Consider the following 24790-nt stretch of genomic DNA (forward strand, 5'->3'; position numbering starts at 1 on the left):
TCACAGAGCCTTGGAAAGCTCCTTGATGTCCTTGTTGAGGATGCGGTCGTTCTCGGAATAGTCGACCGGGCAATCGACGAGGTGCACGCCCGGCGTCTCGTTGCAGTGCCGCAGCGTTTCGCGCAGGTGGTCGCTCGATTCAATCCGGTGCCCGTGCGCGCCGAAGCTCTCGGCGAATTTGACGAAATCGGGGTTGCCATAGGTCAGCCCGAAATCCCTGAACCCCATGTTGGCCTGCTTCCAGCGGATCATGCCGTAGGCGTCGTCGCGCAGAATGAGGACGGTGAGGTTGAGACCGAGACGCACCGCGGTCTCCATCTCCTGGTCGTTCATCATGAACCCGCCGTCGCCGCAGATCGCCATGACCTTGCGCTCGGGATAGAGCATCGCGCTCATCATCGCGCTCGGCAGGCCCGCCCCCATAGTCGCGAGCGCGTTGTCGAGCAGCACGGTGTTGGGCAGGTACGCGGTGTAGCCCCGCGCGAACCAGATCTTGTAGACGCCGTTGTCGAGGCAGATGATCCCGTCGTGCGGCATCGCGTCGCGCACCTGCTTGACGAGGTGCGGCGGGAAGATCGGGAAGCGGTCGTCGGACGCCAGCTTGTTCGTGTGATCGAGCTCAGCTTTGTGGTAGGCGAGCATGTGGGCAAAGTCCCAGCTGCGGTTGGGGCTGATGTCTTCCTTGATCTGCCAGACGGCGTTGGCGATGTCGCCGATCACCTCGACCTGCGGGAAGTAGACCGGGTCCACCTCGGCCGTCCTGTTGCTGACGTGAATGACACAGGCCCCGCCCGTCTTCATGAAAAACGGCGGCTTCTCGATCACGTCGTGGCCGACGTTGATGATGCAGTCGCTGTCCTCGACCGCGCGGTGGACGAAATCGCCCGCCGACAGCGCGGCGCAGCCAAGAAACTTGGGGTGCCGTTCGTCGATCACGCCCTTGCCCATCTGGGTGGTGAGAAACGGGATTCCGGTCTTCTCGACGAACTGTTCGAGCATGCGGCCGGTCATCTTGCGGTTCGCCCCCGCGCCGATGACGAGGACCGGGGCCTTGGCCTTCTCGATCATCTCGACAGCCTGGCGCACCGCCTTGGGCTCGGCGCTGGGGCGGCGCGCGGTCGATCGCACGATCGGCCTCGCGTCGGTCTTCTCCTCGGCGATGTCCTCGGGGAACTCGAGATGGACGGCGCCCGGCTTTTCCTCCTCGGCAAGGCGATAGGCCTCGCGCACCCGGCTGGGGATGTTGTCGCCCGCGGCCAGCTGGTGGGTGTATTTCGTGATCGGCCCCATCATCGCGACGACGTCGAGGATCTGGAAACGACCTTGCTTCGACTTCTTGATCGGCTTCTGCCCGGTGATCATCATCATCGGCATGCCGCCAAGCTGGGCATAGGCCGCCGCGGTCACGAAGTTCGTCGCCCCCGGTCCGAGCGTGGCGATGCAGACCCCGGTCTTGCCCGTGTGCCGCCCGTAAGTCGCCGCCATGAAACCCGCGCCCTGCTCATGGCGGGTGAGTATGAGCTTGATCTTGTCCGACCGGCTGAGGCTGTCGAGAAAATCCAGGTTTTCCTCGCCCGGGACCCCGAAGATGTATTCGCACCCCTCGGCCTCGAGACACTCGATGAAGAGATCCGATGCCTTCTGCTTGCCGCCCTCAGCCATTCCGCCAACCCCCCTCTGGCCCGGAAAAGAGGCAGCGTATCAAGTCGGAGAGGCGGAGTCTTGTAACTAATACCCTTTTACGGGGTCGAAGATCGGTTCGAGCGGATCACCCCCCGCGTATCTTCGGCAATTTTCGACAAACCGCTCTGCCGAGCGCAGGAACATCTTCGACTGCGCGCGGCCCGACAGGTGCATGGTGACCTGCGCGTTGTCGAGGCTCCACAACCGATGGTCCGGAGGCAACGGTTCGGGTGTCGTCACGTCGAGCAGGGCGCCGCCGATCGCCTTCGCATCGAGTGCGGCGACGAGCGCATTCTGGTCGACTACCGCGCCGCGCGCGATGTTCACCAGCACCGCGCTGTCCTTCATCGCCGCGAGTTCGGCGGCGCCGATCATCGCGTCGGTCTCGGCCGTCGCCGGCACCGCGAGGATGACCCAGTCGAATTCACCAAGGCGGCGGCGCCATTCGTCGGGGCCCAGCGCGCCCGCCGCGGGCGAGCGGCGCACCGGTACGACCTCGACGTCGAACGCCTCGAGCCGGGTCTTCACGAGGCTGCCGATGGCGCCCATGCCAAGTAGCAGAGCGCGGCTCCCGGCGAGTTCCATCTTGCCGGGCGAATCGGACAGCCACTCGTGCCTGTCCTGCGCGCGCACGACCTCGCGGTACCCCTTGGCGTGGACCAGCATGAGCATCACGACGTATTCGGCGATCGTCAGCGCGTTGATCCCGGCACCGTTGGTGATCGTGACCTCGCGCTCGATCAGCACCTCCAGCGGGAGAAAATCGAGGCCCGCGTAGATCGAGTTGAGCCACTTCAGCCTGCGAGCCGCGCGCACCGCCTCGATCATCGGTTCCTTCCGGTCGAGGTCGAACCAGCCGATTTCGGCCTCGGGCGCGAGAGCGAGCAGTTCGTCGACCGAAGTGTACCAGCGCGGCTCGATCCCGGGCGGGAGGCGGGATTCAACGAGCGGGCGCACGAGGCCCGAGAGCACCGCAACGGTCATAGCTTCCAGTCCCATCCCAGCGGGTCGCCGTCCATCACCTCGACACCCCGTGCGGCAAGCTCGTCGCGGATGGAATCGGATGCGGCGAAGTCCCTGTCGGCCCGCGCCTTCTTCCGCCGGGCGAGCGCTTCTTCGACCTCGGCCTCGGTAATGACGGCATTCGCCGGGCGCAGCCGCAGCTCCTCGCGCGTGAGGTCAAGGAGACGCAGGCCGAGCACGGCGTCCATGGCCTCGACCGCTGCGCGCTTTGCCGCCGGATCGACCTTTTTCATCGCCAGCGCCTCGTCCAGCGCGGTCAGCGCGACCGCGGTATTGAGGTCGTCGGACACGGCATCGTCGAACTTCGCAACCACCGGTGCGAGTTTGGGGTGATCGGTACCTGTCTCGACGTCTCTCAGCGGCGCGGCGGCCATGATCAGGCGCTTGAGCCGGACGAGTGCGGCTCCCAGTCCTTCCCACGTGAATTCCAGTTCGCTGCGATAGTGCGCCTGGAGGCACATCAACCGGTAGGCGAGCGGGTGATACCCGCGGTCTACCAGCGCCTGCAGGGTCAGGAAGTCGCCGGTCGACTTGCTCATCTTGCCCCGCCGATCGACGAGGAAGTTGTTGTGCATCCACAGCCGCGCCCCGGTATCAGGGCCGCAGGCATGCGCCTGGTTCTGGGCAATCTCGTTCGGGTGGTGGATCTCGCGGTGGTCGATGCCGCCGGTATGGATGTCGAACGGATGGCCGAGCAGTTCGGCGCTCATCACCGAACACTCGATGTGCCAGCCCGGCGCGCCGCGGCCCCACGGGCTGTCCCACTCCATCTGCCGGCTCTCTCCCGGCGGCGTAGTGCGCCAGAGCGCGAAATCCGGCGCGTGGCGCTTGCCCTCGACGCTCTCGATCCGGCCTTCGCCCTCAAGCCCGTCCGTTCCGGTGGAGGCCCGCGCGAGCCGGCCGTAGTCGGGCACCGTAGACACATCGAAATAGAGCCCGCTGTCGAGTCGGTAGGCGTGCTTCGCCTCGATCTCGGCATTCCACGCGATCATCGCATCAACGTAGTCGGTCGCGCGCGGGTGGTGCGCGGGCTTCCTGACGTTGAGCCGGGAAAGGTCCGCCTCGAACACCTCCTGGTAGTGCCGGGCGATGTCCCAAGCCGACTTGCCCTCGGCCCTGGCGGCCTTTTCCATCTTGTCGTCGCCGGCGTCGGCGTCGCTGGTCAGGTGGCCCACGTCGGTGATGTTGATTACGTGCGTAAGCCGATAGCCCTTGAAGCTCAGCACCCGCCCCAGCGTATCGGCGAAGACGTAGGCGCGCATGTTGCCGACGTGCTGGTAGTTGTAGACCGTCGGCCCGCACGAATAGACCCGCGCCTCGCCGGGGTGGATCGGTTCGAACGTCTCGAGGCTGCGGGTCAGCGAGTTGAAGAGGCGAAGCTGGGCCATGGCGCGCGGGTTAGCGGCGCGCGGCCAAGCGTCAATCCCAACCTTCCCACCGGATCGCCTCGTCTATGGGCGCACGGGGGACGGCAAAGGCGTTGACCGGGTCTTCCCGGTCCCCCCAGCCGATCGCCATGCCGCAGAAGAATATGTGGTCTTCGGGGATATCGATGACCTCGCGGATCTGCGGCGAATAGACTGCCCAAGCCTCCTGGAAGCAGCTGTCGAGGCCTTCCTCGCGCAGCAGGAGAGCGATCGTCTGGAGCCACATGCCGATGTCCGACCATTGCGGCGGACCCATGTACTTCGGCGTGTGGACCAGCATCAGCACCGGCGCGCCGAACGCCTGGAAGTTGCGCGCGAACCACATCAGCCGCGCCATCTTGTCCTCGCGCGGAATGCCGAGCGCGGCATAGAGCGCTTCTCCGACGCCGAAACGGCGGTCCTCGTACGCGCCGTCAAGCCCGGGCGGATAGACGTGGTATTCGGGCGCGAAGGCCGCCCGCCCCTTGGGCACGTCTTCCGCCACCCGCGCAATCAGCCGCTCGAGCGGTTTTCCCGTAAGCACGATCCCGTGCCACGGCTGGGTGTTGCCGCCCGAAGGCGCGCGCCGGGCCTTTTCAAGGATGCGTTCGATAATGCCTCGCTCGACCGGCTTGTTGAGAAACGCCCTGATCGAGCGGCGGCTGGCTACGGCTTCGGATACGGTCGACATCGCGCCATGGCTAGCGTGCCGAAGCGGAAGTGCAACCGCCCCGGCTCGCCCCGCGTTGCTATTCGCCCGCCGCGGCGTCCATCTCCTCCGCTCGCAGCGCGCCCGGCGCAGGCCCCATGTCGTCGGCGTCGACGAGCTTGAAGTTGCCCTTGCGGAATTCCGCCTCGTCGGCGGGCGCCAGGTCAGGGCGACCGGCCATGATGCCCATCTTGATCTTGCACTTGGCGAACTTCGTCTCGCCTTCCTCGACCTCGAGCGCCAGCGTATCCTTGGCCTCGCTCTTCACGGTGTATTCGTGGCGGCCGGGCGTGGTGCGCAGCACGAAATAGCGGCCCGCGCCAAGCGAGCTGATCTTCACGCCGTTCTCGTTGACCGAGCATCCCATCGCGAAACCCATTCCGCCGGGGCGGAAGAAGACGATCTGGCCGGTTCCCGCGGCCGGAGCGGGGATCGCGATCGGCGCGGCGGCCTCCTTGGCAATCGCCGGTGCCGAAAGACTGGCAACGACCATCGCGGCGGCCAGGGTAAGTGCGAACTTCATTCTGATTGTCCTTCCAAGTTATCCGTGACCGTCCCGACGGTCGCAGAGCTTTCCCCCTCGCTCGCCGCGGCCGGCATTGCGGATGCGGCGGGGACGAAGTCTTCTGCGAGCTTCGCGACCAGCCGCGTGCCCGGTGGCAGCTCGATCTCGCTGCCCTTTATGAAGAAGCCGACCCAGGCGACCGGCAGTGGACTTGCTGCGGAGGCGGCGGCGAAATTGCTTACCCCGTTGATGCGGCTTTTTCCCTCGGCGTCGACGACCGTGCTGCGGAGGCGGACCTTGCGGTCGCCGAGATCGAGGAAGCGGGCAGCCACGACCAGCTCGCCGGCTGCGCCCATCCCGCCGGCCTTCTTCGCGTGGACGATCTCGCCCGTTCCCGGAGTGCCGGCAGGGATCACCTCGACGCCGCCCGCCATCACCGGCTCGGCGAGGACGAAGCGGAACGTTTCGAGCGACTTGCTGGTCTTGCTGCCGACCGGATCGACTAGCTCGAGCGCGACAGGGGTCATCCTTGCAGCGGCCACAGCCACCGGTTCCTGCGCCGCCGTTGCCGGGTCGGGCATGATGGCCTCGCCAATCGCCACGTCCGCAGCAGCATCCTGCGCCGCGCATGGCGACGCCAGGCACGCTACCAGCCACGCGCTCCGCGCGCACAACCCCCGCAATGTCATGAAGTTAGACCCCTGATTCCCCTGGAAAGCGATTTATCGCGAACCGGCGGGCGTGCAAGCGGAACTTGCGGGGATCACTCCACCTCGAACAGTTCGGCGAGCTGTTCGGTCATCGTGCCGCCGAGCTGCTCGACGTCCATGATGGTCACCGCGCGGCGGTAATAGCGGGTCACATCGTGGCCGATCCCGATCGCGACGAGCTGGACAGGGCTCTGCTTCTCGATCCAGTCGATCACCTTGCGCAAATGCTGTTCGAGATAGCCGGCGCTGTTCACGCTCAGGGTCGAATCGTCGACCGGCGCGCCGTCGGAGATGACCATCAAGATGCGGCGGTCCTCGCTGCGGGCAAGCAGGCGGTCGTGCGCCCACAGCAGCGCCTCGCCGTCGATGTTCTCCTTAAGCAGACCCTCGCGCATCATCAGGCCGAGGTTGCGGCGGGCGCGGCGCCACGGCTCGTCGGCCTTCTTGTAGACGATATGGCGCAGGTCGTTGAGGCGCCCCGGCTGCGGCGGCTTCCCGTCGGCCAGCCACGCCTCACGGCTTTGCCCGCCCTTCCACGCGCGGGTGGTGAAACCGAGAACCTCCGTTTTCACGCCGACCCTCTCGAGCGTGCGACCAAGGATGTCGGCGCTGATCGCGGCGATGCTGATCGGCCGACCGCGCATCGACCCGGAGTTGTCGATCAGCAGCGTCACGACGGTATCCTTGAACTCGACGTCGCGCTCGATCTTGTAGCTCAGCGAATGGCCAGGGCTTACGACCACGCGAGCGAGGCGTGCGGCATCGAGCAGACCTTCTTCCTGGTCGAAATCCCAGCTGCGGTTCTGCTGCGCCATGAGGCGGCGCTGAAGCCGGTTGGCAAGCCGGGTGACCACGCCCTGCAAACCGGTGAGCTGGCTGTCGAGATAGGCACGCAGGCGGTCGAGCTCGTCCGGATCGCACAGCTCGGGCGCCTCGATCACCTCGTCGAACCTGGTCGTCCACGCCTTGTAGTCGAAGCCTTCGGGAATGTCGGTCCACGGGCGGTTTGGGCGAACGGGCATCATGCCCTCCTCGCCCTCGTCGCCGGGTTCGCCGCCCTCCATGTCGTCTTCCGACGACATCTCGGTCTCGCTCTCGCCGTCGTCGTCGCCGTCGGACATCTCCCCGGCCATCTCGGTGGCCTGCGGATCGCCCTGCCCCTCGTTATCGTCCTCGCCCTCGTCCTCGTCGTCCCCCTCGGGCTCGTCACCATCGTCGCTGTCGTCGGGCGTCTGGTCGACGTCGTCGGGCAGCGTCAGTTCGAGATGGCGCAGGAGGTCGAGCGAAAGGTTCTGGAACGCCTTCTGGTCAGTGAGCGACCCGGCAAGCGCCTCGAAGTCGGTCCTCGCGCGGTCCTCGATCCAGCCCCGCACCATGTCGACGCCGGGCGCAGCGCGTTCGGGCACCGGCTGGCCGGTCAACTTCTCGCGCAGGAGGAGGCCGAGCGCGGTGGGGAGCGGAACGTCTTCCTTGCGCATGGCGCGGCTGATCGGGTCCGATGCCGTGCGCAGCTCCATCGCAGCATCAAGGTTCGACCGTATCCCGCTGTAATCGTTTGAACCTATGGCCTCGTAACGAACCATTTCCGCGACGTCGTAGCAGGCCCGTGCAACCGGCTCGGACGGTGCACCGCGCGCGTGCAGAGCCTCGTTGTGATGGAGCATCCGCAGCGCGAATCCATCGGCCACTCCGCGCGCCTCGCGCACCTGGTCGGGCGGCAGCGAGCGCCCGGGAAGCGGCACGCGCATCTGTTTGCCCCGCACGGTGGGGTTGTCGGCGCTCCACGCCACCTCGACCTCCGGCTCGTGAGCGAGCGCGCGCGCAGCGCCGGTCAACGCGTGCTTGAAACGATCGAGAGGGGTTTCGTCGGCCAACCGCGGTATTCCTAGAGGATGGACTGTCCGGTCTTCGCCCAGTCGGACAGGAAGCCTTCGATCCCCTTGTCGGTCAGAACGTGGTTGGCGAGGCTTTTGATGACCTTGGGCGGCGCGGTCATCACGTCGGCACCAATTCGCGCGCTTTCGAGCACGTGGACCACGTGGCGCACGCTGGCGACAAGAATTTCTGTCGTGAAATCATAGTTATCGTAGATCAACCTGATATCGCGGATGAGGTCCATACCATCGACACCGTTGTCATCGTGGCGCCCCACGAACGGCGAGACGAAGGTCGCACCGGCCTTCGCCGCGAGCAACGCCTGATTGGCGGAAAAGCACAGCGTGACGTTCACCATCGTGCCGTCCCGCGTCAGGGCGCGGCAGGTCTTGAGCCCGTCGATCGTAAGCGGCACCTTGATGCAAACGTTGTCGGCGATCTTACGGAGGACTTCCGCCTCCTTCATCATCGTCTCGTGATCGAGCGCGACGACCTCGGCCGAGACCGGCCCCTCGACTATGCCGCAGATTTCCTTCGTCACTTCCATGAAGTCGCGGCCGGACTTGTGGATGAGCGAGGGGTTGGTCGTCACTCCGTCGAGCAGGCCCGCATCGTTCAATTCGCGGATGTCGGCGATCTCGGCAGTGTCGGCAAAGAATTTCATTTTGGGGAGACTCTCCGGAAAAGGGCGATTCCCCGAGAGCCTTAGCTTCTGCGCCAACCAGTGGCTAGAACGCGTTCCCCGCGCCGAAGACGCCGATGATCAGCGGATCGCGCGTGGACGCGGGATCGCGGCGGATCGCCGCCTCCTCGAAGCCGATCTGGTCCCAGATGACGTTGTCGACCGTGCCGGTGAAGCGCCGAGCGACCTGCGGAATGTCGACCCCGGTCAGCGCCGCGAGCGCCTCGCCCACGATGGGGTCGCTGGCAACGCGCAACCCCTGCCCGACTTCGGGCAGCATCGCGTCGATCAGCCGAGTCCCCATGTTCTGCCGCAGGTAACTTGTGGCCGCCGTGGGACCGCCGCGGATGAGGTCCACGGCATTCTGGAAGCCGATGACCCGGATCGTGTCGGCGACGACGGGCGCGGCGCGCTCGGCCGCGTCGAACGCGACAGGGGCGAGCGCGCGGGCCAGACGGTCCTTGAACAGCGCCGAGGTGAGGATGCGGCTCAACACCCCTCCCCGCGCGCCGAGGAATTCCTCGAAGCCGAGTTGCGCCACCTGCTGATCCCAGAATCCGCCGGGGGCCGCCATCCGGTCGAACGCGCGCGAACTCGACAGGAAGAGGAGGCGCGCGATAGCGTCGGTGAAGCTGAATCCGCCGTAGGGCCCGGCACAGGCCGGCAGGACGATCGCGCCGCCCGCGCAACCGATACCCGCAAGAAATTTCCGGCGGTGAAGAATGGAAACGGTATCGATCATTTCGGTCATTGCAAGGTCCTCTTACCTTGCCGCCCCACCCCGGCGGCGCCCATATGGGCCTGTAAACATGAACCGCGCCCGACTGATCATCTTCAACGCCGCGCTCGGCCCGCTCGACTACCGGGTTCCGGAAGGGATGCATGTCGAGCCGGGATCGGTCGTCGTCGCGCCGCTCGGGCCCCGCCAGATCGTCGGAATCGCCTGGGAGCCTGAACGGCTTCCCGCGAGCGAGGTTCCGGACAGCAAGCTGCGTCCGCTCGCCGGTCTCCTGCCGGTGCCTCCCCTGCGCGCGGAGCTCAGGCGCCTGATCGAGTGGACCGCCGATTACTATTGCGCCCCGATCGCTGCCGTGGCGCGCATGGTGCTCTCAAGCGGAGGCGCGCTGCGCGGCCCCGCTACGATGACCGAATACCGCCTGAGCGGCGGCATGCCGGAGCGAATGACGCCCCAACGAGAAGCGGCCATCGCGGCGCTCGAGGGCGAGCAGGCGACAATCCGCGAACTGGCGGGCATCGCAGGAGTGAGCGAGGGCGTGCTGCGCGGCCTCCTCAACCAAGGCGTGCTCGAGCCGGTCGAGGTGGACTGCGACCGGCCATACCCAACTGCGCGCGCCAGTCATGCCGCACCCAAACTCAGTCCCGCGCAGGCCGTGGTCGCGGAACGGTTCGTCGACGCGGTCGAAGCGCGCAGGTTCGCCCCGTTTCTGCTCGACGGGGTGACGGGGTCGGGAAAGACCGAATGCTACCTTGAAGCGGCTGCCAGGGCGCTCGACCTGGGGCGCCAAACGCTCGTCCTCCTCCCCGAGATCGCGCTTACCGAGGCGTTTCTGCGACGGTTCGAGGATCGCTTCGGAGCACCGCCCGTGGTCTGGCATTCCAGTCTCAAGTCGACCGAGCGCCGCCGTGCCTGGCGCGCGATCGCTTCCGGGCAGGCGCAGGTCGTGGTCGGCGCGCGCTCGGCGCTGTTCCTGCCCTACGCAAACTTGGGCCTGATCGTCGTCGACGAAGCGCACGAGGTCAGCTTCAAGCAGGATGACGGCGTCCGCTACAACGCGCGCGACGTCGCCGTGATGCGGGCGCGGTTCGAAAGCATTCCCGTCGTGCTCGCCAGCGCGACCCCCGCGCTCGAGAGCCTGCAGATGGCCGAGAGCGGGATCTACGAGCGGCTCGTGCTCGAAGACCGCTATGGCGGCGCCCGGCTGCCCAGCATCGACACGGTCGACCTGACCGAGGAAAAGCCCGAGCGCGGTCGCTGGCTCGCTCCGCGGCTCGTCGCGGAAATGGAGAACCGGCTGGCACGCGGCGAACAATCGCTGCTGTTCCTGAACCGCCGGGGCTATGCGCCGCTCACGCTGTGCCGCAATTGCGGCTTCCGGTTCGAATGCCCCAACTGCACCGCGTGGCTGGTCGAGCATCGCTTCTCGCAGCGGCTCGCGTGCCACCATTGCGGGCACGAGACGCCGCCGCCGCCCGCCTGCCCCGAATGCGGCGAGCTCGATTGCCTCGTCGCCTGCGGGCCGGGGGTCGAGCGGATCGCCGACGAGGTGGCCGAAATCCTGCCCGAGGCGCGCGTGGCGATCGTCACCAGCGACACGGTCAACTCTCCCGAACGCGCGGCAGAGTTCGTGGCGCAGGCGGAAAGCGGGGCGATCGACGTCATCGTCGGCACCCAGCTCGTGACCAAGGGGTTCCACTTTCCCGAACTGACGCTGGTCGGCGTGGTCGACGCCGACCTCGGCCTCGAGGGCGGCGACCTGCGTGCGGCCGAGCGGACCTACCAGCAGGTGGCGCAGGTATCGGGCCGCGCGGGCCGCGGCACGAAGCCCGGCGAGGTCCTGATCCAGACCCGCCACCCGGCCGCCCCTGTGATCGCCGCGCTGGCGGCGGGGAACCGGGACGCCTTCTACGAGGCCGAGACCGAGGCCCGCCGCCACGCCGGAGCGCCGCCCTTCGGGCGCTGGGCGGCGATCATCGTCAGTTCCGAGGACGAGGCGGAAGCACGCGAGGCGGCGCACCGCCTGGGCGCGGCGCGGCCCAACCTGCCCGATGTGGCCATCCTGGGACCGGCTCCCGCGCCGCTCGCGCTGCTGCGCGGACGTCATCGGTACCGGTTTCTCCTCAATGCGCGGCGCAGCGCGCAGGTGCAGGACGTGATCCGCGAGTGGCTGGATTCGCTCAAATTTCCCCAAGGCGTGCGCGTAGCGGTCGACATCGATCCCTACAGCTTCGTCTGAAATCAGGAAATCATCGGCAAACCATCGGCGCGCCTTCATTGTCCTGCGGAGGCCGCGCGGACACCCTCATGCGATGAGGAGAACCGCCATGAACCGCACCAACGCTCTACTCCGCGCCGCCGCAATTGCCGGCATCATCGCCCTGGTCGCGGCGTGCGGCGAAGGCGGCGGTCCCGCGCCGCAGACGGCGTCCGGCGCGCCCGCGCCGACAGCGGCAATCCCTGCCCCGACGCCGGCGCCCAAGTTCGATACGCTGCCGTTCGCTCTCGGACAGCCGGGCGGGTACGCATTTGCCGTGCTGGGCTACAAGGTCGCGAGCCAGGCCGGGCCGTGGGAGAATATACCCGATCCCGCGACCTTCGACACTTCCGTGCCGATCGGTTTTTCGCACTCGGGCAGCGGCAACTTCCGCTTGTCGATAGGAGGACTAGGTGAAGGGCCCGTCTTGCCGAATGGAGGCGGGGGGATCACGAACCCTGGTAACCGCACCGTCCAATTCGGATTCAACGCGCTCGGTGGGAGCGGGTCTATCTCGGAAGCAAACGATTTCGCGGCGCGGCCGTTGACCAGCACGGCGCAAGGATATCTGTCGGTCACGGCCCGGCCCAACCAGGTCCTATTCGCTGACGACTACGCCTTTGTGTACGGGGTACCCACCCCGGCCTCGGCCGTACCGACTAGCGGAAACGCGGAATACCGGACCTGCTGCGATGGCTCCTTCATCGGCCTTCGAATCGATTTCGCCGACGGCATCCTGAGGGTCAGTTCGCCGGTCGAAGGCCTCGTCTTCACCGACGTCAGGCTGGGCGCGGACCGCTCCAACTTTGCGGGACAGTTCACGTCGCCCGATGGCTCGGGGACCGTCGAAGGCCGCATGACCGGGCCTGAGGGGCTGGAGATGATGATGCGCCTTCACGTGCCGGGAAAGTCGGTCCAGCTTGTTGCCTTGAGGCGTTTCGAGTGACCCCGCGCGGCGGCGCTTCGCCCGGGCCGCGCGCCGTGCCATAAGCGGCGGAATGGACGCACCCGAATCCCTGACCGTCGGCGGCGGAACCAAGAAGATCCTCTACCTGCTCAAGACGGCGCAGAAAATCGGCGTCGTGCGGGCGGGCAAGGCGCTGGCCTCGCACAACGCGTGCAAGGCCTGCGGGCTCGGCATGGGCGGCCAGCGGGGCGGGATGGTCAACGAACTCGGCGAATTTCCGTCGGTCTGCAACAAGTCGGTGCAGGCCCAGTCGACCGATATCCAGCCGGCCATCCCGCGCGAAGTGCTCGAACACCCGCTTGCCGACTTCGCAGAGCTCGACGGGCACGAGATCGAACACCTCGGTCGTCTAGCGGACCCGGTCTGGAAGGCCGCCGGAGACGACCGATATACGGTCGTGAGCTGGGACTTCGCGATGGAACGCGCCGCCGCGCGGCTGGCCCAGACCGATCCGGACAGGACGATGTTCTATTCCTCCGGCCGCTCGTCGAACGAGGCGGGATTCGTGTTCCAGCTGCTCGCGCGGGCCTGGGGCACCAACAACGTCAACAACTGCTCCTACTATTGCCATCAGGCCACCGGTGTAGGCCTCGGCACGACGATCGGCACCGGCACGTCCACCGTCGAACTCGCCGACCTCGAGAAGTGCGACCTGTTCATCCTGATCGGCGCCAACCCGGCATCGAACCACCCGCGCCTGATCCACAAGCTGCGGGATTGCAGGGCGCGCGGCGGCCAGGTCATCGTGGTCAATCCGGCGAAGGAGGCAGGCCTTGTCCGCTTCGCCGTGCCGAAGAGCGCGCGCTCGATGCTCAAGGGCGGCGACGAGATCGCCAGCGACTATCTCCAGCCAATCATCGGCGGCGATGCCGCGCTGCTGAAGGGGTTGGCCAAGGCGATAATCGAGCGCGGGGCCGAGGCGCGCGCGTTCATCGACCGGCACACCGAAGGTTTCGCTGCCTACCGCGCCGACGTTGAGGCAACCGGCTGGGACCAGATCGAGACGGGCTGCGGCATTGCCCGCACCCGCATAGACGAGATTGCGGGTCGCATAGCCGAGGCCGAGAACGCCGTGTTCGCCTGGGGCATGGGCGTCACCCACCACCTCAACGGATGCGACGTGGTCGAAGCGATCGCCTGTCTCGCGCTGCTCACCGGGCACATCGGCCGTCCCGGGGCGGGCTTGTTGCCGTTGCGCGGGCATTCGAACGTCCAGGGGATCGGCACGATCGGGGTGAAACCGGTGCTCACCGGCGAAGTCGTCGAGGCGATCGAGCGGAGCTTCGGGATCGAGCTGCCGAAGGAGCGGGGCTACGATACGCTTGCGGGAATCGAGGCCGCGCAATCCGGCCGGCTCGACGCCGCAGTGGTCATGGGCGGAAATCTGCTGGAAGCGACGCCCGACCGCGCATTCGCCCGCGAAGCGCTCGAAAGGGTGGGATTCCGCATGTACCTGACGACGACACTTAACCGCGGGCATGTCGAGGGGATGGAAGCCGGCGAAGTGATCGTCCTGCCCGTGACAGCCCGCGACGAGGAGTGGGAACCGACAACCCAGGAATCGATGTTCAATTACGTTCGCATGTCGGATGGAGGCATCGAGCGGTTCGAAACCGTCAGGCCGGAGGTTTCCATCCTCGCCGATCTGGCTGAGCGATTGCTCCCGGACAGCCCGATCGACTGGGCCGGCTTTGCAAGTCACCGGACGATCCGCGAGGCGATCGCGCGCAGCGTCCCCGGCATGGAAGCGCTCGCCGACATCGACGTTGCGAGGCGCGAATTCCACATCACCGGACGCCTCCTGCACGAGCCGAGGTTTCGTACCGACAGCGGCAAGGCGCGTTTCGTCATCCGTCGGCTTCCCCCGCCCCGCGCGCCGGGCCTGGTCCTGACCACGGTTCGCTCCGAAGGGCAGTTCAATTCGATCATCTACGAGCGGACCGACAGCTATCGCGGTAACGCCACGCGCGACACCGTGATGCTTCATCCCGATGACATCGCCGCCGTCGGGATGCGCGAAGGCGACCGGGCCAACCTCGTTTCCGACCACGGTCGGATGGATGGCGTTACGCTCAAGGCATACGACATCGCCCGGGGATCGGTGATGGCCTACTTCCCCGAGGCCAACGTGCTTGTCGGCACGGCGGTCGATCCGCGCTCGCGCACGCCGAGTTTCAAGGCTACGCCGGTGCGCATCGAACCGGCCTAGGGAGAATCCGGCATGCTTACGGTCCACCACCTGCGGCTCTCGCAGTCCGAGCGAATCGTCTGGCTGTGCGAGGAACTGGGCCTCGATTACGAGCTGAAGCTCTACACCCGCCGGACCGACAACAACCTCGCGCCCGATGAATACAAGGCGCTCCACCCGATGGGCATCGCCCCGGTGGTCGAGGACGATGGCCCGGGCGGGCGGATCGTCCTCGGCGAAAGCGGCGCGATCATCGACTGGATCGTGGCGAAACACGCGCCCGGAACGCCGCTTGTCCCGGGTCCCGAGGATCCCGACTTCGCCGATCACCTGTTCTTCTACCACTGGGCCAACGCGACCTTCATGACCAATGGCATGATGGCGCTGGTCGCCAGCCGCATGACGGCCGGTGGCCAGATTCCCCCGTTCGTTGCCGACCGGATGGCCAGGAGCTGGAAGATCATCGAGGATCGCCTGAGCGCGGCGGACTATTTCGGCGGCGCCCGGCTGACCACGGCCGACATCATGATGGGCTTCCAGTTGACCACGAGCCGCGCGATGAGCGGAACGGGGATCGACGGCATGCCCAACCTGCAGGCCTACCTCAGGCGCATCGGAGAGCGCCCCGCCTATCGCCGCGCGATGGAGAAGTGCGAACCGGGCATGACGCCCAAGCTGGACTAGCTCTGGCCGTTCGCCGCGATTCGCCTGCGGACCCACAACGGACGCACGACATTGCACTTGCGAATCGCGAGATGAACGAGAACGAACCCGAACACGGTCGCCAGAATGAGCGCGACGATTGAGGCTTCTACCCCGAACGCGCCGCCCGAAACGAGCACGCTGCCCTCGCTTCGCGACTGAACGAGCCCGTCCACGGCGGCGCCCGAGACGGGAATATCCCAGACGTATCCCTGGGTCACATTCCATCCGAAGTGGAGACCGATCGCGAACCAGAGGTTACGGGTGAGCATGTAGGCCCCGCCGAGCATGATCCCCGCCTCCAGCGCGATCGCGAATGAACTGAACACGGTGGCATTCGGGTTGGCATAATGGCCAAGGCCGAACAGGGCAGAGCTGAGCGCAAGGGCGAACCAGCTTCCACCGAATTCCTCGAGGAAGCGAAACAGGATCCCGCGCACGACAATCTCCTCGACGAAAGCGGCCTGCAACCCTGCGCCAAGGAGTATCATCGCAAGGCTCGTGCTGCCGCCCCAGCCCAAAATCGAATAGCCGCCAAGCAGGGCGACCCCGCCGACGATCAGGCTCATGAGGAGAGCCGCGAGTACAGTTCCGCGAACGAAATCGATCCCGCGCCGGTCGAACGGCAGATCGTCGCGCGCGTTTGCACCCAGCCTGCCGATAACGAGCTTGTACATCAGCACCGCAATCAGCGTGGCGCCGATCAGCGTTCCGGCCATGACCGCCGCGCCGGGTGGGTCTTCGCGAACCAGCTGCCGCACGATAAGCGCGAACAGGACTATCGGGCCGTTTATCGCGACCAGCCCGGCGATCAACGCGATAAGCGGGAAGTCGAGCGCCCGTCGCAAAAGTGGCGTCGACGGAGCGGTCTCGGAGACAGGCGGGCGCTCGGCACCCGCAGGTCGGCTCACGCCGCGCCCTCTCGCTTGAGCAGTTCGCGCTTGATGCCAAGGCCGTAGGCGTAGCCTCCGAGGTCCCCGCCGGTACGGATCACCCGGTGGCAAGGGATCAGCACCGCGACGTTGTTGCGCGCGTTCGCGCTGCCGGCGGCGCGCACCGCCCTGGGATTTCCGGCTGCCGCGGCGATCTCGGCATACGTGCGCGTTTCGCCCGGCGGGATCGCCCGAAGCGCGCGCCAGCACGCTTCCTGAAATGCGGTGCCCTTGACGTCGAGGGGAATGTGCGAACTGTCGCCGGGCGTTTCGACAGAGGCGACGACATCGGCGAGCAGTCGCTCGAATTCGCTGCCTCCCTCGACCAGGCGGGCATTGGGGAACCGGCGGGCAAGGTCTTCGGGCCCCTCGGCGAAAGAGAGGCGGCACACGCCCTTGTCGGTGGCGGCGACCAGCATCGATCCCAGTGTCGTCCCGACCACCGCCCAGTGGATGGTCGTGCCGCGCCCGCCCGCAACCCACGCCGAAGGCGCCATGCCCATCTTGCCCTCCATCGCTTCGTAGAACCGGCTCGCGCTCTCGTAACCCGCGTCGTAGATCGCATCCGTCACCCGCCCGGACAAGGTCAACGCCGAGCGCGCCCTTTCCTCGCGCAAGGCGCGGGAATAGGCAGCGGGCGACAATCCGGTCGAGCGCGTGAACAGCCGCTGGAAGTGGCTGGGCGAATATCCGGTCAGCTCAGCGAGATCGTCCAGCCGGGGCTGGCCCGCGCTGGCCTTGATTTCGTCGATCGCGGCGATGACGGCCGCTTCCTCGCGGGACACGTCATCGGGAACGCAGCGCTTGCAGGACCGCAGGCCTGCCGCCTCGGCCTCGGCGCAGGTGGCGTAGAACCGGACGTTCTCCCGCCGCGGCGCACGTGCCGGACAGCTGGGGCGGCAATAGATGCCGGTCGAATGCACGCCGGTCACGAACCGGCCGTCGTAACGGCGATCCTTCGCCATCGCGATTCGCCACCGGTCATCGTCGGTCAGTTCGGGCGAGAGGAAAGCTGCATCGGTCATCGCTTGGTCGTCCTCGTTCGTGCCATATCGGATCGCGGCTGAACAGGTAGCGCCGTCCGCCGGGCCGCGCTTCCCGCGGCTTGCGGTCAATCCCGGGCGCGGGCACAAGCCGCGGCCAATGGTTCGCCTGTTCACTCTCGTGGCCGCGCTGCTCGCGCTCGCTGTGCCTTCGCCCGCTCGGCCCGAGGCGTCCGACATCACCGTCGCCGCGCGCGGGGTGGTGCGCGTCGTCATCATGGGGACCGACGGCCAGCGCGTCTTCCCCGTCAGCCACGGCACCGGCTTTGCCGTGACCCCGACGAAGATCGTCACCAACGCCCACGTCGTGCGTGAGGTTCTCCAGGACGATACCTTGCGGATCGCCATCGTGCCGCCCGACGGCGACGGCGCGGATTACGGCAAGGTCATGACCGTATCGACCGTCAAGGACCTTGCGCTGGTGGAGGTGACCGGCGCGCTGCGGCTACCCCCGTTGACTCTGACCGGGAATGCGGCTGGCGACGGGGACGAAGTGGCGGCCGTCGGCTATCCGATGAACGTCGATCGGGCGCAGGGACTCGACATTGCGGACCTGTTCCGTCCCCAGCCGCCGGTGAAAAGCAGGGGTTTCGTTTCGGGCCTGCGGCCCAGCCGCGATTTCGACACCGTGCTTCATACCGCGGCGATCGCCCGGGGCAATTCGGGAGGGCCGTTGCTCGACGCCTGCGGGCGCGTCCTCGGGGTCAACAGTTTCGGCACGACTTCGGACGACAGCTCGGACGCCGAATTCTCGTTCGCGGTGTCGGGTCGCGAATTGCTGCCCTTCCTGAAATCGGCCGGAATCGACCCGTCGGTCAACACGATGCCGTGTCGCTCGATGGCCCAGCTCGACGCCGCGGAACGCGAACGATTGCAGGCCGAGCAGGCTGCGGCCCGCGCCCGGCTGGCCCAGCGCGCCGAAAGCGACCGGGAACGCCGCGAACGCGCCCGCTTCGAAGCGCAGCTTTCCGTGATGAGCGATCGCGAGAACGCTATGGCGATTGCCGGCCTGCTGATCATCCTGGCAGTCGGGTCCGGATACGCGGCGTGGACCCTGCGCGGTGGGGAGGACGGCGGCAAGAAGATGCGCCTCGCCGGCGCGCTCGCAGCGGTGGCATCGATCGCCGCGCTCGCGGTGTGGTTCACCCGGCCCGGGATCGATGCGATAGACCGGCGCGTCGCCGACATGATGGCCGACGGCGCCCCCGCCGGCGGCGATGCGGGCAAGGAAGAACAGCCGGGCGCGGCCGAACTAAGCTGCTCGATCGAGCTCGACCGCAGCAGGATCGTTAGCGCCCCCTCCGAAGACCTTGCTTTCGCATGGGAACCCGATGGCTGCGTCAACGGTCGGACCCAGTATGGTTTTGCCGAGGGCCGCTGGACCCGCCTGTTCGTTCCGAACGACGAGGATACGGTCTCGGTCAACAGCTTCGATCCCGAGACCCGGGTGTTCCGCATCGACCGCTTTCCGCTGACCCAGTCGGCCATGACCCGCGCCCGCGAAGCGCGTGGCAAGTACCGCCCTCCCGCGTGCGGCGCCACGAACGCGGCAGGCCGGCTCGGCGAGCAACAGTCGGCGGTGGTGGCGCTGCTCCCCCGGCAGGCAAATGAGCGGCTGGTCTACAGCTGCCGGGCCGAGGGTAGCTGAGCCGGTACGACAGCCCCATGCGGGCGATCTCTTTCAGCCGTGCCCCGACTCCCGGTTGCATCGCCGCAAACCCGGTGATAGGGGCGCGCCAGCCTTGCCCGGGGAGCCTTGCGGCTGTCCACTTCGCGGCGAAGCCCAAAATCGAATTTCCCGGATCCAAGAGGACCATCGCGCGTGGATATTTCCGCCGGTATTCAGGCTAGCCTCGCAGGGCGTTACGCCTCTGCATTGTTCGAACTCGCCAGCGAGGCGGGGACGGTGACGGCGGTCGAATCGGACCTCGACACACTTGCCGCCGCGCTCGCCGAATCGGCCGACCTGCGCGCGCTGACGACCAACCCGGAAATCGGCCGGAAGGCGCAGGGGGCCGCGATCGAAGCAGTTGCTACCGCGCTCGGCCTGTCGGACCTGACGAAGAAGTTCCTCGGCACGCTGGCCAAGAACGGCCGCCTGTCGCACCTCGCCGACATGGTCCGCGCGTTCCGCACGATCGCCGCTGCCCAGCGCGGCGAAGTGACCGCCGAGGTCACCAGCGCCCACGCGCTCACCGACGCGCAGATCGATCAGCTTCGCCAGAAGCTGACGCAGCGCGAAGGCCGCACCGTGAAACTTTCCACCAAGGTGGACCCGGACCTGCTCGGCGGGCTCGTGGTCACCGTGGGGTCGAAGCGGATCGATGGTTCGATCCGCACCCGTCTCAACTCCCTTGCCCAGGCCATGAAGGCCTAAGGGCGCAAGCCCGTCCCTGAAAAGGTACATCACGTCATGGAAATCCGCGCCGCAGAAATCTCCAAGGTCATCAAGGACCAGATCGCCAACTTCGGCACCGAGGCGGAAGTCTCGGAAGTCGGCTCGGTGCTCTCGGTCGGCGACGGCATCGCCCGCATTCACGGGCTCGACAAGGTTCAGGCCGGCGAGATGGTCGAATTCGCCAACGGCGTGCAGGGCATGGCCCTCAACCTCGAGGCCGACAATGTCGGCGTCGTGATCTTCGGCTCCGACGCCGAGATCAAGGAAGGCGACAGCGTCAAGCGCACCGGCACCATCGTCGACGTCCCCGTCGGCAAGGGCCTGCTCGGCCGCGTGGTCGACGCGCTCGGCAATCCGATCGACGGCAAGGGCCCGATCGTGTCCGACGAGCGCCGCCGCGTCGAGGTCAAGGCGCCCGGCATCATCCCGCGCAAGTCGGTGCACGAGCCCGTGCAGACCGGTCTCAAGGCGCTCGACGCCCTCGTCCCCGTCGGTCGCGGCCAGCGCGAGCTGATCATCGGCGACCGCCAGACCGGCAAGTCGGCCGTCGCGATCGACACCTTCATCAACCAGAAAGAAGTCAACGCCAGCGGCGACGAGAGCAAGAAGCTCTACTGCATCTACGTCGCGGTCGGCCAGAAGCGCTCGACCGTCGCGCAGCTCGTCAAGACACTCGAGGAAAACGGCGCGATGGAATATTCCATCATCGTCGCCGCGACCGCTTCGGAGCCCGCGCCGCTGCAGTACCTCGCGCCCTACACCGGCTGCACCATGGGCGAATTCTTCCGCGACAACGGCATGCACGCCGTCATCGTGTACGATGACCTTTCCAAGCAGGCCGTCGCCTATCGCCAGATGTCGCTGCTGCTGCGCCGCCCGCCGGGCCGCGAAGCCTACCCTGGCGACGTGTTCTACCTCCACAGCCGCCTGCTCGAGCGCGCGGCGAAGATGAATGAGGAGAACGGCTCGGGCTCGCTCACCGCTCTGCCGATCATCGAAACCCAGGCCGGCGACGTGTCGGCGTACATCCCGACCAACGTGATCTCGATCACCGACGGCCAGATCTTCCTCGAGACGAACCTGTTCTTCCAGGGCATCCGCCCGGCGATCAACGTCGGCCTGTCGGTCAGCCGCGTCGGCGGCGCCGCGCAGACCAAGGCGATGAAGAAGGTGTCGGGCTCGATCAAGCTCGAGCTGGCACAGTACCGCGAAATGGCGGCCTTCGCGCAGTTCGGCTCGGACCTCGACGCCTCGACCCAGAAGCTGCTCAACCGCGGCGCGCGGCTGACCGAGCTGCTCAAGCAGCCGCAGTTCCAGCCGATGCCGTTCGAGGAGCAGACCGTGTCGATCTTTGCCGGCACCAACGGTTACCTCGACAGCGTGCCGGTGGACCAGGTCACCGATTACGAAGCCCGGATGCTGGCCTTCATGCGCGCCGAACACGCAGACGTGCTAAAGACGATCCGCGAGACCCGCGACTTCGGCGACGACGTGAAGAAGTCGACCGTGGCCGCCCTCGACGCGTTCGCCAAGCAGTACGCCTGAACCCGAGAAGACTAGCTAGGGAGCCGAAATGGCCTCGCTGAAGGAACTCAAGGGTCGGATCAACTCGGTCAAGTCGACCCAGAAGATCACCAAGGCCAAGCAGATGGTCGCGGCCGCCAAGTTGCGCAAGGCGCAGGCGGCGGCCGAGGCCGCGCGTCCCTATGCCGAGCGGCTGGGCAAGGTCATGGCCTCGCTCGCGAGCAAGGTATCGGGAGAAGGCGCGCCGAAGCTGTTCGCCGGCACCGGCAGGGAACAGCGCCACCTGCTCGTCGTCGCCAACAGCGACAAGGGGCTGGCCGGCGCATTCAACTCGAACATCGTGCGCGCCGCACTTGCCAAGGCGGCGGAATTGAAGGCCGCCGGCAAGGAGGTCGATTTCTATCTGGTCGGCCGGAAGGGTCGCGCGCCGATCCGCCGCGCGCACCCGCAGAACATCGCCCGCATGTTCGACACGACCGATGTCCGCGAACCCGGCTACGACGAGGCCGAGCGCATCGTCGCCGAACTCATGGAGATGTACGAGGCCGGCAAGTTCGACGTCGCGCACCTGTTCTACAGCAAGTTCAAGTCGGCGCTGACGCAGGAACCCACGCGCCTGCAGATCATCCCTGTCCCCGCGCCCGAGACGGCGACGGCGAGCCAGGCCGCGGTCGAGTACGAGCCCGACGAGGAGGAAATCCTCGCCGAGCTTCTGCCGCGCTACCTCAAGACCCAGGTCTTCGGTGCGCTGCTCGAGAACCAGGCATCCGAGCAGGGCGCCTCGATGACCGCGATGGACAACGCCACGCGCAACGCGGGCGAGCTGATCAACAAGCTTACCATCCAGTACAACCGCAGCCGCCAGGCCGCGATCACCACCGAACTCATCGAAATCATCGCGGGCGCGGAAGCGCTCTGACCAGGGTCGACACGTGAACAAGATCGCTTTCCTTCTTCCCGTTCTCGCGCTTGCCGCATGTGGACAGGAACCCGCCCCCGAGCCGGCCGCCACCCAGGCGGCACCGGTGGCGCCGGCACCCACCCTGCCCGCCCCCGACACGCAGGATTTCGCGGCCGCGTTTGCAGCTGCCTGCAACGGCGGTGAACCCGTCAACCAGGCCACCTGCAAGCGCGCCGGCATGGGTTCGCCCAATGTCGTGTGCGACTACAGCCTGGGCGATGACGAGTACCTTCGCCACAAGGCGACCCTGAGCCCCAATGCCGACAAGACCGGCTGGGTGCTCGCCGATCCCGCAAATGTCTGCACCGAACACGGTGCCGAACCCACCGAAACCGCAGCTTCCGAAAGCCAGTAGGAAACATATACCATGGCAACCGCTCCCGTCCTGAACCAGACCACCACCGGCACCATCAGCCAGGTCATCGGCGCCGTCGTCGACGTCGCGTTCGAAGGCGAACTGCCGGCGATCCTGACCGCGCTTGAAACCGACAACAACGGCAACAAGCTCGTCCTCGAGGTCGCCCAGCACCTTGGCGAGAACACCGTGCGCACGATCGCGATGGACGCGACCGAGGGTCTCACCCGCGGCCAGCCCGTGATCAATACGGGTGCCCAGATCTCGGTCCCCGTCGGCCCGAAGACGCTCGGCCGGATCGTCAACGTCGTCGGCCAGCCGATCGACGAGCGCGGCCCGATCGACAGCGACATGACCGCTCCGATCCATGCCGAGGCGCCGCTGTTCGTCGACCAGTCGACCGAGGCGAGCATCCTCGTCACCGGCATCAAGGTCATCGACCTCCTCGCCCCCTATGCCAAGGGCGGCAAGATCGGCCTGTTTGGCGGTGCGGGCGTCGGCAAGACCGTGCTCATCCAGGAACTGATCAACAACATCGCCAAGGGCCACGGCGGCGTGTCGGTGTTCGCCGGCGTCGGCGAGCGCACCCGCGAGGGCAACGACCTCTACCATGAATTCCTCGACGCGGGCGTCATCGCCAAGGACGCCGATGGCAACGCGACCTCGGAAGGCTCCAAGGTGGCGCTCGTGTTCGGCCAGATGAACGAACCCCCGGGCGCCCGTGCCCGCGTCGCGCTCTCGGGCCTGACCATGGCCGAGTACTTCCGCGACCAGGAAGGCCAGGACGTGCTGTTCTTCGTCGACAACATTTTCCGCTTTACCCAGGCCGGTTCGGAAGTGTCGGCGTTGCTTGGCCGCATCCCCTCGGCGGTGGGCTATCAGCCGACCCTGTCGACCGACATGGGCAACCTGCAGGAACGCATCACCTCCACCACCAAGGGCTCGATCACCTCGGTGCAGGCGATCTACGTTCCCGCGGACGACCTTACCGACCCGGCGCCGGCGACCTCGTTCGCGCACCTCGATGCGACCACCACTCTTTCGCGCGCGATTTCCGAGCTCGGCATCTACCCGGCGGTCGACCCGCTCGACTCGACCTCGCGCGTGCTCGAGCCGCGCGTCGTGGGCGAGGAGCACTACCAGACCGCCCGCCGCGTCCAGGAAGTGCTGCAGAAGTACAAGTCGCTACAGGACATCATTGCCATTCTCGGCATGGATGAACTGTCGGAGGAGGACAAGCTGACCGTCGCCCGCGCGCGCAAGATCCAGCGCTTCCTCTCGCAGCCGTTCCACGTGGCCGAGGTGTTCACCAACATCCCGGGCAAGTTCGTGCAGATCGAGGACACGGTGAAGTCGTTCAAGGCGGTCGTCGACGGCGAGTACGACCACCTGCCCGAGGCCGCCTTCTACATGGTCGGCGGGATCGAGGAAGCGGTCGAAAAGGCCAAGAAGCTGGCCGAGGACGCGTAAGACAATGGCCCTGCACTTCGAGCTGGTCACGCCGGCAAAGCTGGTCCGGTCCGAGGACGTCCACATGGTGGTCGTCCCCGGCACCGAAGGCGACTTCGGCGTGCTCGAGGGCCATGCGCCCGTGATGTCGACCATTCGCGACGGCGCGATCCAGGTGTTTCGCACCGAGGGCGCGGCGCCGGAGCACATCGAAGTTCGCGGCGGGTTCGCCGAGGTGGGCGAGAATGGCCTGACGGTGCTCGCCGAGCACGTCGAGGCCTGATCATCCGCAAGCTGATGAGTGACGCGCGCACGCAGCTCTGGCTGCGGCGCGCGTTTTTCGTGGCGGCCGCCTTCGCGCTCGTCATGGCGCTGCTTCCCCGGCCCCCGGAACTGCCCGGCGGACCCGGCGACAAGGTGCAGCACATTCTCGCCTTCGTTACCCTGGGGGTGCTCGCCGCCGCCGGCTGGCGCGACCGCTCCGTGCTCATCCTGTTCGTCTGGCTCGCCGCATTCGGCGGGGTCATCGAAATCGCACAAACGATTCCGGCGCTGAACCGCCACGCCCAGTGGAGCGACTGGGCAGCGGACATGGCGGCTGCGATCGTCGCGCTCGCCGCAACACGCCTGATCCTTGGGCGCGGTTAACCGGGCGGGCAGTCGGTTCGGCGCGCATCCTGCACGA

23 protein-coding genes are annotated in these 24790 nt (G+C 66.8%); 12 read left to right on the forward strand and 11 right to left on the reverse strand.

Annotated features, from left to right (window positions below; genetic code table 11):
* The 9 genes from ACPV3N_RS03050 to ACPV3N_RS03090 all read right to left on the reverse strand — a co-directional run bounded on the left by ACPV3N_RS03050 (position 1) and on the right by ACPV3N_RS03090 (position 9344).
* On the reverse strand, positions 1-1662 hold the full coding sequence (locus tag ACPV3N_RS03050) for an acetolactate synthase large subunit (protein ID WP_440114464.1): 1662 nt from the start codon (positions 1660-1662) through the stop codon (positions 1-3).
* 66 nt (positions 1663-1728) lie between these two features.
* Entirely contained in the window at positions 1729-2667 is a 939-nt protein-coding gene (locus ACPV3N_RS03055; RefSeq protein WP_440114467.1) for a D-2-hydroxyacid dehydrogenase, read from the reverse strand.
* Positions 2664-4094: a cysteine--tRNA ligase gene (gene cysS / locus ACPV3N_RS03060; RefSeq protein WP_440114470.1), complete on the reverse strand. Its 1431-nt coding sequence runs from the start codon at positions 4092-4094 to the stop codon at positions 2664-2666. The genes ACPV3N_RS03055 and cysS overlap by 4 nt, the downstream gene beginning before the upstream one ends.
* Before the next feature lie 31 nt (positions 4095-4125).
* Positions 4126-4803 carry a nitroreductase gene (locus ACPV3N_RS03065; RefSeq protein WP_440114473.1) on the reverse strand — a complete coding sequence of 226 codons (678 nt, stop codon included), beginning with the start codon at positions 4801-4803 and terminating at the stop codon, positions 4126-4128.
* A gap of 58 nt (positions 4804-4861) precedes the next feature.
* Complete coding sequence (locus ACPV3N_RS03070) at positions 4862-5344, reverse strand: DUF2846 domain-containing protein (RefSeq protein WP_440114476.1); 483 nt, start codon at positions 5342-5344, stop codon at positions 4862-4864.
* A complete protein-coding gene (locus ACPV3N_RS03075; RefSeq protein ID WP_440114478.1) occupies positions 5341-6015 on the reverse strand; it encodes a hypothetical protein in 675 nt (224 codons plus the stop codon). The genes ACPV3N_RS03070 and ACPV3N_RS03075 overlap by 4 nt, the downstream gene beginning before the upstream one ends.
* Before the next feature lie 74 nt (positions 6016-6089).
* The gene (cobT, locus tag ACPV3N_RS03080; protein ID WP_440114481.1) at positions 6090-7910 is read right to left on the reverse strand and encodes a cobaltochelatase subunit CobT; all 1821 of its coding nucleotides are present in this window, start codon (positions 7908-7910) and stop codon (positions 6090-6092) included.
* Between the two features lie 11 nt (positions 7911-7921).
* On the reverse strand, positions 7922-8575 hold the full coding sequence (gene fsa, locus ACPV3N_RS03085; RefSeq protein ID WP_440114484.1) for a fructose-6-phosphate aldolase: 654 nt from the start codon (positions 8573-8575) through the stop codon (positions 7922-7924).
* Positions 8576-8639: 64 nt separating this feature from the next.
* A complete protein-coding gene (locus ACPV3N_RS03090; RefSeq protein ID WP_440114487.1) occupies positions 8640-9344 on the reverse strand; it encodes a DUF4197 domain-containing protein in 705 nt (234 codons plus the stop codon).
* A 58-nt stretch (positions 9345-9402) separates the two neighbouring features.
* On the opposite strand from ACPV3N_RS03090, the gene ACPV3N_RS03095 reads away from it, so the two are divergent.
* The 4 genes from ACPV3N_RS03095 to ACPV3N_RS03110 all read left to right on the forward strand — a co-directional run bounded on the left by ACPV3N_RS03095 (position 9403) and on the right by ACPV3N_RS03110 (position 15425).
* Positions 9403-11568, forward strand: a complete 2166-nt coding sequence (locus tag ACPV3N_RS03095) for a primosomal protein N' (protein ID WP_440114490.1) — start codon at positions 9403-9405, stop codon at positions 11566-11568.
* An 88-nt stretch (positions 11569-11656) separates the two neighbouring features.
* Complete coding sequence (locus tag ACPV3N_RS03100; protein ID WP_440114493.1) at positions 11657-12532, forward strand: hypothetical protein; 876 nt, start codon at positions 11657-11659, stop codon at positions 12530-12532.
* A gap of 52 nt (positions 12533-12584) precedes the next feature.
* Positions 12585-14762: an FdhF/YdeP family oxidoreductase gene (locus tag ACPV3N_RS03105; protein ID WP_440114496.1), complete on the forward strand. Its 2178-nt coding sequence runs from the start codon at positions 12585-12587 to the stop codon at positions 14760-14762.
* Positions 14763-14774: 12 nt separating this feature from the next.
* On the forward strand, positions 14775-15425 hold the full coding sequence (locus ACPV3N_RS03110) for a glutathione S-transferase family protein (RefSeq protein WP_440114499.1): 651 nt from the start codon (positions 14775-14777) through the stop codon (positions 15423-15425).
* Here ACPV3N_RS03110 and ACPV3N_RS03115 read toward each other — a convergent pair.
* Positions 15422-16354, reverse strand: coding sequence for a CPBP family intramembrane glutamic endopeptidase (locus tag ACPV3N_RS03115; protein WP_440114502.1), 933 nt, complete (start codon positions 16352-16354; stop codon positions 15422-15424). The two genes, ACPV3N_RS03110 and ACPV3N_RS03115, sit on opposite strands and share 4 nt — an antisense overlap.
* Positions 16351-17400 (reverse strand): bifunctional transcriptional activator/DNA repair enzyme AdaA, encoded by a 1050-nt coding sequence (locus ACPV3N_RS03120; protein WP_440114505.1) that lies wholly within the window; start codon positions 17398-17400, stop codon positions 16351-16353. The genes ACPV3N_RS03115 and ACPV3N_RS03120 overlap by 4 nt, the downstream gene beginning before the upstream one ends.
* 118 nt (positions 17401-17518) lie before the next feature.
* Here ACPV3N_RS03120 and ACPV3N_RS03125 point away from each other — a divergent pair, with 118 nt between their 5' ends.
* The 8 genes from ACPV3N_RS03125 to ACPV3N_RS03160 all read left to right on the forward strand — a co-directional run bounded on the left by ACPV3N_RS03125 (position 17519) and on the right by ACPV3N_RS03160 (position 24753).
* On the forward strand, positions 17519-19066 hold the full coding sequence (locus ACPV3N_RS03125) for a S1 family peptidase (protein ID WP_440114508.1): 1548 nt from the start codon (positions 17519-17521) through the stop codon (positions 19064-19066).
* Positions 19067-19240: 174 nt separating this feature from the next.
* Positions 19241-19795, forward strand: a complete 555-nt coding sequence (locus ACPV3N_RS03130; RefSeq protein ID WP_440114510.1) for a F0F1 ATP synthase subunit delta — start codon at positions 19241-19243, stop codon at positions 19793-19795.
* A 36-nt stretch (positions 19796-19831) separates the two neighbouring features.
* Positions 19832-21361 (forward strand): F0F1 ATP synthase subunit alpha, encoded by a 1530-nt coding sequence (atpA, locus tag ACPV3N_RS03135; protein ID WP_440114513.1) that lies wholly within the window; start codon positions 19832-19834, stop codon positions 21359-21361.
* Positions 21362-21389: 28 nt separating this feature from the next.
* Positions 21390-22259: a F0F1 ATP synthase subunit gamma gene (locus tag ACPV3N_RS03140; RefSeq protein ID WP_440114516.1), complete on the forward strand. Its 870-nt coding sequence runs from the start codon at positions 21390-21392 to the stop codon at positions 22257-22259.
* Between the two features lie 13 nt (positions 22260-22272).
* The gene (locus ACPV3N_RS03145) at positions 22273-22656 is read left to right on the forward strand and encodes a hypothetical protein (RefSeq protein ID WP_440114519.1); all 384 of its coding nucleotides are present in this window, start codon (positions 22273-22275) and stop codon (positions 22654-22656) included.
* 12 nt (positions 22657-22668) lie between these two features.
* Positions 22669-24126 (forward strand): F0F1 ATP synthase subunit beta, encoded by a 1458-nt coding sequence (gene atpD / locus ACPV3N_RS03150; protein WP_440114522.1) that lies wholly within the window; start codon positions 22669-22671, stop codon positions 24124-24126.
* A gap of 4 nt (positions 24127-24130) precedes the next feature.
* Positions 24131-24388, forward strand: coding sequence for an ATP synthase F1 subunit epsilon (locus ACPV3N_RS03155; RefSeq protein WP_440114525.1), 258 nt, complete (start codon positions 24131-24133; stop codon positions 24386-24388).
* Positions 24389-24402: 14 nt separating this feature from the next.
* Positions 24403-24753, forward strand: a complete 351-nt coding sequence (locus ACPV3N_RS03160) for a VanZ family protein (RefSeq protein ID WP_440114528.1) — start codon at positions 24403-24405, stop codon at positions 24751-24753.
* The last annotated feature ends 37 nt before the right edge of the window (positions 24754-24790 follow it).

The sequence above is a fragment of the Tsuneonella sediminis genome (assembly GCF_051912845.1).
In the GTDB taxonomy this organism is placed as follows: Bacteria; Pseudomonadota; Alphaproteobacteria; order Sphingomonadales; family Sphingomonadaceae; genus Tsuneonella; species Tsuneonella sediminis.